We start from the raw sequence: 13,445 nt of genomic DNA, 5'->3' as shown, positions 1-13,445 counted from the left end.
TTTAGGCTGGGCGCCTCGCCCGAAGGGAATCGATCCGATGCGCCAGAAGCGTCCACCCGGAACCGGATCCGCAGGCTCCAACGCTGCCAAGGTCGCCGCGCGCAAGGCGGCACCGGTTGCGGCGGAGCATGCGGACAAGGCGAAAAAGGCCGCAAAGACCGCACCGGTCGCCGCCGCGCGCGACCGCCAGCGCGTGGTGACCGTCACCGACATCGCCGAGGCGGTCGGCGTCTCGCGCGCCACCGTCTCGCTGGTGCTGCGCGGCAGCCCGCTGGTGCATGCCGACACCCGCGCGCGGGTGGAAGCGGAACTGAAACGGCAGCGCTACGTCTACAACCGCGGCGCCGCGAACCTGCGCCGCCGCACCTCGACCTGCGTGGCCCTGGTCATCAACGACCTGGCCAATCCGTTCTTCGCCGAATTCGCCGCTGGCGTGGACGAGGCACTGGGCGAGCAGGGCTACGTGACCCTGCTCGGCAGCACCGGCGAATCGCCCGCGCGGCAGCAGGCGGTGCTGGGTTCGCTGATGGAACACACCCCGGCCGGGGTGATCCTGTCGCCGGCCGAGGGCAGCGACGTCGCCGAACTGCACACGGTGCTGGATGCGCGCGCGAACGTGCTGCTGTTCAATCGCGAACTGGCCGGTGCCGACGACTGGGGCTTTCTCGGCCTGGACAACCAGCGCGGCGCACAACTGGCCACCGAGCATCTGATCGCGCTCGGCCACCGTCGTATCGCGTTCTACGGCGGCCATGCCGATTCCAGTTCCTGCCGGCAGCGCCGCGCCGGCCACGCGCAGGCGATGCGGCAGGCCAAGCTGCCGGTCGACCCGGCGTGGCTGATCGAGTCGGCACCCAATCGCCTTGAAGCGGCCGCACGCCACGGCGACCTGTTTGCCCACGACGCGTCGCCCACCGCGGCGGTCTGCTACAACGACACGGTCGCGCTGGGCCTGATGCTGGGCCTGCTCGCGCGCGGCATCCGTCCGGGCCTGGACTTCGCGATCACCGGTTTCGACGACATCCCCGAGGCCGCGGTGAGCACGCCGGCGCTGACCACGCTCGCTGCGCAACCACGCGCCCGTGGCCGCCAGGCGGCGCAGCTGGTGCTCGCACAACGGGAGGCAGGCGCCGCACCACGCAGCACCATCGCGCCAGTGACGTTGTGCGTACGCGAGAGCAGCGGCGTGCGGATCGCGCCGAAGAGGCGCTAGCCGATCGCGACACCCTCTAGACGTGGAGGGGCAGATAGTGGGTCGCGTCACCGGAGCGGAGTGTTCCGCGGTCCCACGGTGACTGGGCGATTCGCCTCCTCCCTCCTTTCGTCGAGAGCTGTCTCATGCATCCGCAGACCGCACCCGCACCACGCCGTTCCGTCGTGGCCAATGCCCTTTATGGCCTACTCAATCCCATTCCATTCGGCTGCTTCGTCGCCGCGCTGATCTTCGACGTCGTCTACGCCCGCACGGGCGTGATCCTGTGGACCAAGGCGGCCGCCTGGCTGATCGCGATCGGTCTGGTCATCGCCATCGTGCCGCGGCTGATCAATCTGGTGCAGGTCTGGATCACCGCGCGACGCTCTGCACTGCCGGTGGAGCGGCTCGACTTCTGGTTGAACCTGCTGGCGATCGTCGTCGCCATCTTCAATTCCTTCGTGCATAGCCGCGATGCGTATGCCGTGGTGCCTGCGGGGCTCTGGCTCTCGGTCGTCACGGTGGTGCTGCTTGCCATCGGGCATGTCCTCATCGCCATTCGCCGTCCCTTGCATGAGGAGTATGTCCATGGCTAAGCGCCTATGTATGTCCGCCGTGGCCCTGGCCTGCGCGATCGCCCTGGCCGCTTGCGGTGGCAAGGCCGCGCTCGAACCGACGCAGCAGTCGGGCAACGCGCCACCGCTGCCGGAAGCCAGGAATTTCCTGTTGCCGCCGATGCAGGTTCCCGAGGGTGTGGGCTGGAAAGAGGGACAAGCGCCCAAGGTGGCGGCCGGGCTGAAGATCGAGAAGATCGCGGGCGGCCTGATGCATCCGCGCCAGCTGTACGTGCTGCCCAACGACGATGTGCTGGTGGTGGAATCCAACTCGCCGGGCATGGAGCCGGTCACCACGCCCAAGCAACTGATCGCCGGCCTGATCCAGGGCCGCTCCGGCAAGAGCGCCAAGGGCGGCAACCGCATCACGCTGCTGCGCAGAGCCGCTGACGGCACATGGGAGCGGCACGTGTTCCTGCAGGGCCTGCACTCGCCGTTCGGTGTCCAGTTGATCGGCGATAGCCTGTACGTCGCCAACACCGACGCCATCATGAAGTTTCCCTATGTCGCCGGCCAGACGCAGATCAGCGCGGCCGGCACATTGTTCACCGATCTTCCCGGCACCATCGAGCACCATTGGACCAAGGCGCTGTTGGCGAGCCAGGACGGACGCAAGCTGTACGTGGGCGTCGGATCCAACAGCAACATCGGCGAGAACGGACTGGACGTGGAGTACCGCCGCGCGGCGGTGCTGGAAGTGGATGTCGCCTCGGCCAGCAGCCGCATCTTCGCCTCGGGCATCCGCAATCCCACCGGACTGCAGTGGGAGCCACGGACGGGGAGGTTGTGGGCGATCGCCAACGAACGCGATGAGATCGGCGCCGACCTGGTGCCCGATTACCTGACCTCGGTGCAGGAAGGTGGCTTCTATGGCTGGCCCTACAGCTATTACGGACAGAACGTGGATACGCGGGTCAAAGAGCAGCGGCCCGACCTGGTCGCCAAGGCGATCAAGCCGGACTATGCGTTGGGTTCGCATGTGGCGGCGCTAGGCCTGTGGTTCACCCGCGGCGAGACGCTTCCGGCCAAGTATCGCGAAGGTGCGTTCGTCGCCGAGCACGGCAGTTGGAACCGCTCGCCGCTCAGCGGCTACCAGGTGGTCTACGTGCCGTTCCAGCATGGCCGTCCGGCCGGTCCGCCGCAGACCGTGGTCAGCGGCTTCCATTCGGAAGACGAGTCGCAGCTGTTCGGTGCCCCGGTCGGCCTGGCGCAGGACAAAGACGGCGCGCTGCTGATTGCCGACGATGTCGGCAACAGTGTGTGGCGCGTGAGTTTCTGACCGATCGCATGACGCCGCCCACCTGTACGTGGGCGGCGCAGTCCCGACGCGATGCCGCCCTCATCGCGGGCGGCGCCGGTCGTGGCGCCGCGGTGCGGTATGCGGGTAACCCGGCCGCGTGGCCGGATTGCGGAAAAGCACGGACATGGGTGTTAAAGCCGCACGTCCACCGGTTCGCTCTCCAGCGCCAATACGCCGAACACGCATTCGTGCACGCGGTACAGTGGTTCCTGCGCGACGAAACGCTGCAGCGCCTCCAGGCCCAGCGCGAACTCGCGGATGGCCAGCGATTGCTTGGTGCGCAGGCCACGCTGGCGTAGCCGGTCGAGGTTCTGCGGTTCGGTGTACTCGGGCCCGTAGATGATGCGCAGGTACTCGCGGCCGCGGCACTTGATGGCCGGTTGCACCAGCCCGCGCTTGCTGCGCGCCAGGCCTTCGACCGGCTTGATGACCATGCCTTCGCCACCCTGCGCGGTCAGTGTCTCCCACCAGGCGACGGCGTCGGCGACGCTGGCCTCGTCCGCAAGGTCGACGAACACATGCCGGGTCAGGCGCACCAGCGGTTCGACGTCGGCCAGGCGACGGGCGACGTCCAGGTGCCAGCGATGGTCGCGCTCCAGGCCGGCCACGCCTTCGCAGGCCAGCACGTGGAACGGCGCGATCTTCAGGTCCTCCAGGCCGTTCACCTCCCAGCAGTAGCGGCGGTAGGCGTCGACGAAGCGGCTGGCATCGCCGTGGCGGGCCTGCGCCTGCTGCTGCCAGGGCTGCACATCGACGCCACGCGCGGCGGCCGCGTCCAGCCAGGTGCGCGCGGTGGCAAGCGCCGCGGTGGCGGCGGCACCGGTGGGCGCGTACTGCTCGCGTAGCAGCTCCTGAGCCTTGGCCGACCATGGCAGCAGTTCCGCGTCGAGCACGATCCAATCGGTGTTCAGTTCCTCCCAGAGGCCTGCGCGCTGCAGTGCCGCGTCGAGGCGGTCCAGCAAGGCGTTTTCCAGCTCGCGCTCGCCGAAGAAGCGGCGGCCGGTGCGGGTGTAGACGACACCGCGACCGTCGTCGCCGATGCCGAAACGGCGCTGCGCGACACCGGCATCGCGGCACAGCACGACGACCGCGCGCGAGCCCATGTGTTTTTCCTCGCACACCAGCGTGGCGATGCCTTCCTGGCGATAGAAGTCAAGCGCTTCCTGCGGACGTTCGAGCAGATCGCCGGACTTGGCAGTCTCCGGCGGTGCCATCGTCGGCGGCAGGTACACAAGCCAGCGCGGGTCGATGGCGAAGCGGCTCATCACCTCCAGCGCGGCGATGCTGTTCTCCTCGCGGATGGTGACGCTGCGGAAGGCGCGAGTCTCGATCACGCGCTTGCCGGCGACATCGTCCAGGTCGAGCAGCAATGCCTCGCGCGGCGCGGTGGCCGCGGCGCTCGCGTCTTCGGCAGGGAGCAGCGGCTTGACCGGTGCGTAGTACTCACGCGCGGCCGCGACCGAGACCAGTTCCTTCTCCGGATAGCGCAGCGCGGTGAGCTTGCCGCCGAACACGCAGCCGGTGTCGAGGCAGATGGTGCGGTTGACCCATTCCGGCTCCGGCGTCGGCGTGTGGCCGTACACCACCATGGCCGGGCCGCGATAGTCGCGCGCCCAGTCGGAACGGACCGGCAGGCCGAACGCGTCGATCTCGCCGGTGGTCTCGCCGTACAGCGCGAATTCGCGCACGCGCTGCGAGGTGCGGCCCTGCAATTCCTGCTTGAGGCCGGCGTGGGCGACCACCAGCTTGCCGTCGTCGAGCACGTAATGGCTGACCAGCTTGTCGATGAAGGCGGCGACCTCGCGGCTGAACTCCTCCGGCTCGGCCTGCAGTTGTTCCAGCGTCTCGGCCAGGCCATGGCTGATGCGCACGTCGCGTCCGGCCAGCTTGCGCTGCAGCTTCACGTCGTGGTTGCCGGGCACGCACAACGCGGTGCCGTTGCCGACCATGTGCATGACCAGGCGCAGCACGCCGGGCGAATCCGGGCCGCGGTCGACCAGGTCGCCGACGAAGACCGCCTTGCGCCCTTCCGGTGCGGCGATCTCGGGTGCCTCGCGGGTGCCGCCGACGGTGTAGCCCAGGCGACCGAGCAGGGCAACCAGTTCGTCGCGGCAGCCGTGCACGTCGCCAATCAGGTCGAATGGCCCGTGCTCCTCGCGGCGGTCGTTCCAGACCTTGATGCGTTCGATCGCGGCGGACGCGACGTCCTCTACCGAGCGCAGCACGCTGACATGGCGGAAGCCTTCGCGCTCCAGGCCGCGCAGCCCCTTGCGCAGCGCCTGCTGCTGGTTGCGGATGACATGCGGGCCGAAGTTGCGATCCGGGCGCACGCTGTTACGGTCCTGGCACACGCGCTCGGGCAGGTCGAACACGATGGCGCAGGGCAGCACATGGAACTCGCGCGCCAGTTCGACCAGACGCTTGCGGTCTTCCGGACGCACGTTGGTGGCGTCGACGACGGTCAGGCGTCCGGCGGCGAGCCGCTTGCGCGCGATGAAGTACAGCACCTCGAAGGCGTCGCCGGTGGCGGTCTGGTCGTTCTCGTCGTCGGCGACCAGGCCGCGGCAGACGTCGGAGGAGACTACTTCGGTTGGCAGGAAGTGGGTGCGGGCGAAGGTGGACTTGCCGCTGCCGGACGGCCCGATCAGGGCGACCAGGCTGAGCTTGGGAATGCGTATTGTCATGAGGATGCCGAAAGGGTCAGGCCACGTCGCGGGTGAACACCGCCATCTGGGTCGGCGGGCCGACCTCCGGATCGTCTGGGCCGATGGGGGCATGGCGCACGCGGTAACCGTTGCGCTGCGCCACGCCGTCGGCCCAGGCGCGGAATTCCGTGCGCGTCCACTCGAAGCGGTGGTCGGGGTGGCGGAAACGCCCGGCCGGAAGGGTCGGGAAGCGCACGTTGTATTCGCTGTTCGGCGTGGTGATGACCACCGCTGGCGGCTTGCCGAAACCGAACAGGGCGCGCTCGAACGCGGGCAGACGCGGCGCATCCATGTGTTCGATCACCTCGATCGCGCAGGCGGCATCGAAGCCCTCGATGCGGCGATCGCGGTAGGTCAGTGCGCCGTGGGCCAGGGTAATGCGTTGGCGCTGCGCCGGCGGCATGCGCTCCAAGTGCAGCCGCTCGGCGGCGTGGTCCAGCGAGCGCAGCGACACGTCGACGCCCAGCAGGTGCTCGATCTGCGGCTCCTTGAGCAGCAGGCCGAGCAGACGGCCTTCGCCGCAGCCCAGGTCAACCACACGGCGCGCGCCAAGCGAGCGCAGCGTCTCGACCACGGCCTGCATACGCTGGTCGTTGAGGCTGAGCGGACGCTCGATCGCGTCCTCGACCGCTTCCTTGCGCACTTCCTGTTCGTCGATCGCCTCCTCCTCGTCGTCCAGCAGGCGCGCCAGTGCCGCACGCACCAGCGGCTTGTGGCGGCGCAGGTAGCGGCCGACGATCGCCTCGCGTTGCGGGTGTGCCGATAGCCAGGTGCTGCCCTTGTCGAGCAGCTTCTCGATTTCGTCCTGGCCGACGTAGTAGTGCTTGTCGCCATCGATGGCTGGCAGCAGCACGTACAGGTGGGTCAGCAGGTCCTGCAGGCGCACGGTCCCGGCGAGCTGCAGGCGGACATACGGGCTGTCGCCCCACTCGGGAAAGCGCGGGTCCAGCGGCAGGCGTTCAACCGTCACGGTGTAGCCGAGGGGCTCGAACCAGGCCTGCAGCAATTGCTCGCCGCCGCGACACCGCAGCACCGGAATCTCCGCTTCCAGCGCAATGGCCGTGTCCGCCAGTGCCTGGCGGCTCTTGCTGGTGCCGGCCATGGCGGTGCCGAACACGCGCTTGAGCGCAACCGAGAGGAAGGAACTGGCGACGTACGGACGGTCGTTGACGTACTGCGACAGGCTGCCTTCGGCTTCGCCACGGCCGCGCACCAGCCCGACTGGGTCGATGTCCAGCATCAGCACCGCGGTGCAGCGCGTGTCGTCGGCCTGCGGGTAGAACACCCGTGCGGTGCCGAATGGCAGGGTGACCTCGTGGGCGCGCTCGGGATGCTTGACCAGCAGGTAGCCGAGATCGGTGGCGGGCTGGGTGGTGGTGGACAGGGACAGCAGCACGGTGATGGCTTCGCGAGAAAGGCCGTGAGTCTACCGTGCGACCATGGCCGCTGTACGGCGACCGTGCAGGTGGCCGGACAACTGTCGGCCCGGCGCGGCGGCCTGCATGGTGGCGGGTGTGTCGGCGCTCCGGCGACTCAGCCGTGTCGACCGTGGATGGCCGTCGTCGGCATGTGGCCGCCGCGACGACGCGGCGTCATTTGCTGCGAATCGCGCCGGACTAGGCACTTGGCGGCGCGCCTGGCAGCGCCGTGCTCAACGCAAGCGAATCCAGTCCAGCGCCAGCAGTGTGTCGATCGCCGCTGCCGTCGCACGCTGCTCTTCCCCCGACTCCCCAATCGTGTGTGCGTGACGCAGATGGGCAAGGAGCTGCTGTGCATCGGGTAGTTGCCCGGCATGCGCCGCCTGCAGGCGGCGCGCGGCCTGGAACACCGTCATGATGTCCTCGGCCTGGTCGGTGTTCCTGATGCGCGCGAACAGGTCCACGGCCTTGGCGATCTCGGCCTCGTAGGGCGCATACGCCGCAGCGAACCGGGCATGCTCGGTGTCATATTGCGGCGACGCGCGCAGCGCCATCGTCCGTCCCTGCGGCTGTTCGTGCAGCCAGTTGCGGTTGGCCAGGTCGGTCAGGATCGGCCGGACGTCGCCCTGCCGCGGTCCACGACCGGCATCGCCGAATGTCAGCCCGGTCGGCACGCCCAGCTCGGTCATGGCCCAGCAGAGCTTCTGGAACAGCGTGCGCCCGATCGGCCGCGCCTCCGGCCGGGTTTGCAGCCGTCGCAGCACTTCCATGATCGCGACCCAGCCCGGCTGGGTCGCCGTGCGTTTGCCGGTGCCCTCGGCCGAGGCGTTTGCCGGCCGCGACAGGAAGGCGGGCTCGAGCTGCGCCAGCGGCGTGCCGTACGGTGCGTAGACCTCGATGTCGACCGGCAGGTGCGCCAGCGTGCGGTAGATCAGCGGACCGACATCGTCCCAGGCCAGCCCACCATTGCCGCAGCCGAGCGGCGGCAGGGCAAGACTGCGCACGTCCCATGCACGCAGATGCGCGGCGAGATAGTCCAGCCCTGCGGCGATGTCCTCGAGCCGCGATGGCGAGCGCCAATGGCGCTTGGTCGGGAAGTTGAGAATGCGGATGCCGCTGGCTTCCGCATAGAGATAGGGTTCGCCGATGCGCACGCGGCCCTCGCGGCAGCGCACGGCATAGTCCTCGAACATGGCCGGGTAGCGCCGCTTGAACGCCTGCGCGATGCCCTTGCCCATGATGCCGGCGCAATTGACCGCATTCGCGTAGACGTGGGCGTGGCTGGCGAACAGGTCGCCGATACGTGCCTTGAGCATGGTGCGATCCATCGATGGAGAAATCCCGTGGGCAACGACGACCGCATGTCCGCACTGGGCCGGGCGCCGCGTGTGCGGATGGCGCCATTCACGGCCTGGCCCAGGCAGGCCGGGCGAGGAGGCGGATGCTGACGTCAGCGCATGTGCGCTTCTGGCTGTCCTGCAGCCAGGGCGGCCAGGGCAGCAGCGGGGAGCGCGCAAGCATGCGGCTGCGGCGTCTCACTTCCTGAGATCGGGCGACGCCAGGAAACATGCGGCGGCGCCGATCAACGGCAACGATCCGCTGCCATGGGAGCGGCTTCGGCGACGGGCGTTACAGGGGATGCCTCGTCGCGGACGAAGCCGCGCCCATAGATGCGCTTCCTCTCCCGCTTGAAGGTTCCCTGGTATCTGGTAGGCGACCTACGGGGTGGCCAACGCTGCTCGATCGTGATGCGGAGCATTGCGCCGGGTAGTGGAGTGCTGGCTTGCCGGTAATATATGAAACGTATACGATGCATATATTCATCGCATCGGGAGCCACCATGGGCATCGTCAATATCGACGACGACCTGCACGACCAACTGCGTCGCGCCTGCACCGTGACCAGCCGTTCGATCAACGCGCAGGCCAATTTCTGGATCAAGGTCGGCATGCTGTGCGAGATGAACCCAGAGCTGTCGTTCCAGGACATCGTGGCGCGCGAGCTGCGCGCGGCGGGGGTGCGGCCGCAGGCGGTGACACCGGGGCGCACGTGATCAAGCGGCCGGACGAGCTGGCGCTGCTGGCCGAGTCCGGGCGGCTGCTGGCGCAGGTGTTCGCACGGCTGGACGGGATGTGCTTGCTGAGTCGCAGTACGCTGGAGCTCAACGACCTCGTCGAACGAATGATCGTGGACGAACTGGGCGCACGGCCCGCGAGCAAGGGCCAGTACGGTTTCCCGTTCGTGCTCAATGCCTCCATCGACGACGTGGTCTGCCATGGCGTGCCGTCGGCCGACGATGTGCTGCGCCACGGGCAGATCGTCAATCTGGACATCACCCTGGAGAAGCACGGCTACATCGCCGACTCCAGCACCACCTACCTGGTGGGCGAGGTGGGCTATCCGGCGCGGCGGCTGGTGCAGGCCGCGTACCAGGCGATGTGGAAGGGCATTGCCGCGGTGCGTCCGGGCGCGCGGCTGGGCGACATCGGTCACGCCATCGCGCGGCATGCGCGCGCGCATGGCTACACCGTGGTCAAGGAGTACTGCGGCCACGGCATCGGCCGCGCCATGCACGAGGAACCGCAGATCCTGCACTACGGGCACGCCGGCACCGGCCTGGAGTTGCGCGAGGGCATGGTGTTCACCATCGAGCCGATGCTCAACCAGGGGCGCGCGGCGATCCGCGCATTGCCCGAGCAATGGCCGGTGCATACGCGCGACGGCAAGCTCTCGGCGCAGTTCGAGCACACCGTCGCGGTGACCGCCAGCGGCGTGCGGGTGCTGACCTTGCGGCCGGGCGAAGTGCCGTTGTGCCAGGTGGAGTGAGGACGGCGATCGACGGTGCGGTGTGGATGCGAACGATGCTGCGCAACGGTGGGAGACGACCTTCTCGTCATGCCTGGTCGCGTCGCGGCCGAAGCCGCTCCCACAGGCGCGGCACCAGCCTTGTCGGAGGACTGCACTGTGGGAGGGACTTCAGTCCCGACGACGGAGGGCGTCAGTCGGCTTTCGGCTTCGCTTGTCGCGGCTGCACGACAGTTGACTGCCGCAATGGCAGCCGCAGCGCCGGTCTAGTTCTCGGCTGACGCGTCGCCGCCGCGTCGCGCACGCCAGTGCGCCACGCGCTCCTGCAGCCCCACCACGCAGACGAAGAACGCCGGCACGAAGAAGATCGCCAGCACGGTGCCGCTGACCATGCCGCCGAACACGCCGGTGCCGATGGCGTGCTGGGTCTCGGCGCTGGCGCCGCTGGCCAGCATCAGCGGCACCACGCCCAGGGCGAAGGCGAGCGAGGTCATCAGGATCGGGCGCAGGCGCAACCGTGCGGCATTGGTCGCCGCCTCGACCAGCCCCTGGCCGTCGCGGTGCAGTTGCCGGGCGAACTCGACGATGAGGATGGCGTTCTTTGCCGACAGGCCGATGATGGTGATCAGCCCGACCTTGAAGAACACGTCGTTGGGCAGGCCGCGCAGCATCACCGCGGCGACCGCGCCGAGCAGGCCCAGCGGCACCACCAGCAGCACCGACAGCGGGATCGACCAGCTCTCGTACAGCGCCGCCAGCACCAGGAATACCACCAGCGCCGACAGCAGCATCAGCAGCGGCGCCTGCGCGGCTGACTGCCGTTCCTGCAGCGATTGCCCGGTCCAGGCCACGGCGAAGCCGGGCGGCAGTTGCGCAGCCAGCCGTTCCATCTCGGCCATGGCCGCGCCGCTGGACACGCCGGGCGCGGCGCCGCCGGCGATGCGCACGGCCGGGAAGCCCTGGAAGCGCATCAACTGCTGTGGGGCGTCGGTCCAGCTGGCGCGCACCACTTCGCGCAGTGGCACCATGCCTCCGCTGTCGCTGCGCACGCGCAGGCCCAGCACGTCGTCCAGTTGCATGCGCGACGCGGCGTCGGCCTGCAGGATCACCTGCTGCATGCGCCCGGCGTTGGGGAAGTCGTTGACGTACAGCGAGCCCATCGCCGCCGACAACGTAGTGCTCACCGTAGCGAACGACAGGCCCATGGTCTCGGCCTGCTGGCGATCGATCTCCAGGTGAATGCTCTTGCCCGGCGGCAGGCCGTCGGCATAGACATCGCTGACCACGTCGCTGCGCGCGGCCAGGTCCAGCAGTTGTGCTTGCGCGGCCATCAACGCCGCCTCGCCGCGGTTGCCGCGGTCCTGCAGGTACACGGTAAAGCCGGAGGAGGTGCCGAGCTCGTCGATGGCCGGCGGCAGCAGGCTCATCACCGTGCCTTCGGGCAAGGCGGCCATCGCCTGCTGCGCGCGTTCGGCTTCGTCGCGCGCGCTGGCGCCGTGGCGCTGGTCCCAATCCTTGAGCATGGTGAAGGCCATGGCCGCGTTGGTGCCCGAGCCGGAGAAGCTGAAACCCAGGATCACCAAGTTGGAGGCCAGCGCCGGGCACGTGGCGACGTGCCGTTCGAACGCCTTGACCACGTCCAAGGTGCGCTCGCTGGTGGCGCCGGTGGGCAATTGGATCGAGGTCATGAAATAACCCTGGTCCTCTTCGGGCAGGAACGCCGAGGGCAGCATGCGCATCGCCAAGACCAGCGCCACGCACAGCGCCGCGAACACCGCCATCACCCGCCCGCCGCGTCGCAGCAGCCAGGTCACGCGCGTGGCATAACCGCCAGCCAGGCGCTCGAAGCCACGGTTGAACGCGCCGAAGAATCCGCGCTTGGCTTGATGGCCGGGCGCGACCGGACGCAGCAGGGTGGCGCACAGCGCCGGGGTCAGGGTCAGCGCCAGGAACGCCGAGAACAGGATCGACACCGCCATCGCCAGGGTGAACTGCTGGTAGATCACGCCCACCGAACCGCTGGCGAAGGCCATGGGGATGAACACCGCGGTCAGCACCAGGGTGATGCCGACCACCGCGCCGGTGATCTCGCGCATCGCCTTGGTCGTCGCCTCCCGCGGCGGCAAGCCTTCGCCGGCCATGATCCGTTCGACGTTCTCCACCACCACGATGGCATCGTCGACGATGATGCCGATCGCCAGCACCATGCCGAACATGGTCAGCACGTTGATGGAGAAGCCGGCCAGCAGCATCACCGCGAAGGTGCCCAGCAGCGCGATCGGCGCGACGATGGCCGGGATCAGTGTGTAGCGCACGTTCTGCAGGAACAGGTACATCACCAGGAACACCAGCACCATCGCCTCGAGCAGGGTCTTGAGCACCTGCTTGATCGAGAGCTTCACGAACGGCGCAGTGTCGAACGGGATCGAATAGGTCATGCCCGTTGGCATGCTCGCGGCCAGTTCCGCCAGGCGTTCCTTCACCGCCTGCGCGGTGCGCACCGCATTGGCGCCGGGCGAGAGCTGGATCGCCGCGCTGGTGGCGGCGGCGCCGTTCTCGCGGTTGGAGAAGCCATAGGACTGCGCGCCCAGTTCCACCCGCGCCACGTCGCCCAGGGTCACCCGCGCGCCGCCGCTGTCGGCACGCAGCACGATGGCAGCGAACTGCGCGGGCGTGGTCAGTTGCCCGGCCACGGTCAGTGGCACGGTCAGGCGTTGGCCGCGCACGGCCGGCTCGTCGCCGAGGCGGCCGGGCGCGATCTGCGCGTTCTGCTGCTCGATCGCCTGCGCCAGTTCGGTCATGGTTAGGCCGTAGGCGACGAGCTTGTCCGGGTCCACCCACACGCGCATGGCCTGCTCGGCGCCGAACAGCTGCACGCGACCGACGCCGTCGATACGCCGCAGTTCCTGCACGATGTTGCGCGCCAGGTAGTCGTTGAGCGCCACTTCGTCGTAGCGGCCGTCGGGCGAGGTCAGGCCGACCAGCATCAGGAAGCCGGAAGCGGCCGATTCCACCTGCAGGCCGTTCTGCCGCACCGCCTGCGGCAGGCGCGGCTCCACCGCCTTGATGCGGTTCTGCACGTCCACCTGCGCCAGCTCCGCGTTGGTGCCGGGCTTGAAGGTGGCGGTGATCTGCGCGCTGCCGGAGGTGTCCACCGTGGACTCGAAATACAGCAGGTTCTTGACCCCCGACAGCTCGCGCTCGACCAGGCTCACCACCGAGTCGTTGAGGGTCTGCGGCGTGGCGCCGGGGTAGGACGCGATCAGCGACACCGACGGCGGCGCCACCGAGGGATAGCGCGCCACCGGCAGCTGGCCGATAGCCAGGGTGCCGAACAGCACGATGAACAGCGCGATCACCCAGGCGAAGACCGGGCGCTCGATGAAGAACTGCGGCATGGCGGCGTCCCCT

9 protein-coding genes are annotated in these 13,445 nt (G+C 68.6%); 5 read left to right on the top strand and 4 right to left on the bottom strand.

Annotated elements, in window-relative coordinates:
* Positions 1-37: 37 nt before the first annotated feature.
* From GGR64_RS12005 to GGR64_RS11995, 3 genes are all read left to right on the top strand, one after another.
* Positions 38-1,213, top strand: coding sequence for a LacI family DNA-binding transcriptional regulator (locus tag GGR64_RS12005; protein ID WP_221236194.1), 1,176 nt, complete (start codon positions 38-40; stop codon positions 1,211-1,213).
* Between the two features lie 125 nt (positions 1,214-1,338).
* Positions 1,339-1,788 carry a DUF2231 domain-containing protein gene (locus tag GGR64_RS12000; protein WP_184447263.1) on the top strand — a complete coding sequence of 150 codons (450 nt, stop codon included), beginning with the start codon at positions 1,339-1,341 and terminating at the stop codon, positions 1,786-1,788.
* The gene (locus GGR64_RS11995; protein WP_184646073.1) at positions 1,781-3,085 is read left to right on the top strand and encodes a sorbosone dehydrogenase family protein; all 1,305 of its coding nucleotides are present in this window, start codon (positions 1,781-1,783) and stop codon (positions 3,083-3,085) included. Before GGR64_RS12000 ends, GGR64_RS11995 begins: the two co-directional genes overlap by 8 nt.
* 152 nt (positions 3,086-3,237) lie before the next feature.
* Here GGR64_RS11995 and GGR64_RS11990 read toward each other — a convergent pair whose 3' ends face one another.
* The 3 genes from GGR64_RS11990 to GGR64_RS11980 all read right to left on the bottom strand — a co-directional run bounded on the left by GGR64_RS11990 (position 3,238) and on the right by GGR64_RS11980 (position 8,545).
* Positions 3,238-5,790, bottom strand: a complete 2,553-nt coding sequence (locus GGR64_RS11990) for a polynucleotide kinase-phosphatase (RefSeq protein WP_184646071.1) — start codon at positions 5,788-5,790, stop codon at positions 3,238-3,240.
* Between the two features lie 16 nt (positions 5,791-5,806).
* Complete coding sequence (locus tag GGR64_RS11985) at positions 5,807-7,207, bottom strand: 3' terminal RNA ribose 2'-O-methyltransferase Hen1 (RefSeq protein ID WP_184646069.1); 1,401 nt, start codon at positions 7,205-7,207, stop codon at positions 5,807-5,809.
* 255 nt (positions 7,208-7,462) lie between these two features.
* Positions 7,463-8,545, bottom strand: coding sequence for a macro domain-containing protein (locus tag GGR64_RS11980; protein ID WP_260303013.1), 1,083 nt, complete (start codon positions 8,543-8,545; stop codon positions 7,463-7,465).
* Positions 8,546-9,069: 524 nt separating this feature from the next.
* On the opposite strand from GGR64_RS11980, the gene GGR64_RS11975 reads away from it, so the two are divergent.
* Both GGR64_RS11975 and map read left to right on the top strand, forming a co-directional pair.
* Positions 9,070-9,282, top strand: a complete 213-nt coding sequence (locus GGR64_RS11975) for a ParD-like family protein (protein WP_010340731.1) — start codon at positions 9,070-9,072, stop codon at positions 9,280-9,282.
* A complete protein-coding gene (gene map / locus GGR64_RS11970) occupies positions 9,279-10,055 on the top strand; it encodes a type I methionyl aminopeptidase (RefSeq protein ID WP_184646067.1) in 777 nt (258 codons plus the stop codon). The genes GGR64_RS11975 and map overlap by 4 nt, the downstream gene beginning before the upstream one ends.
* A gap of 245 nt (positions 10,056-10,300) precedes the next feature.
* Here map and GGR64_RS11965 read toward each other — a convergent pair whose 3' ends face one another.
* Positions 10,301-13,432 carry a multidrug efflux RND transporter permease subunit gene (locus GGR64_RS11965; RefSeq protein WP_184646065.1) on the bottom strand — a complete coding sequence of 1,044 codons (3,132 nt, stop codon included), beginning with the start codon at positions 13,430-13,432 and terminating at the stop codon, positions 10,301-10,303.
* Between the last annotated feature and the right edge of the window lie 13 nt (positions 13,433-13,445).

Source organism: Xanthomonas sp. 3307, assembly GCF_014199735.1.
Lineage (GTDB): Bacteria > Pseudomonadota > Gammaproteobacteria > Xanthomonadales > Xanthomonadaceae > Xanthomonas_A > Xanthomonas_A rydalmerensis.
This window is presented reverse-complemented; position numbering and strand designations above follow the sequence as displayed.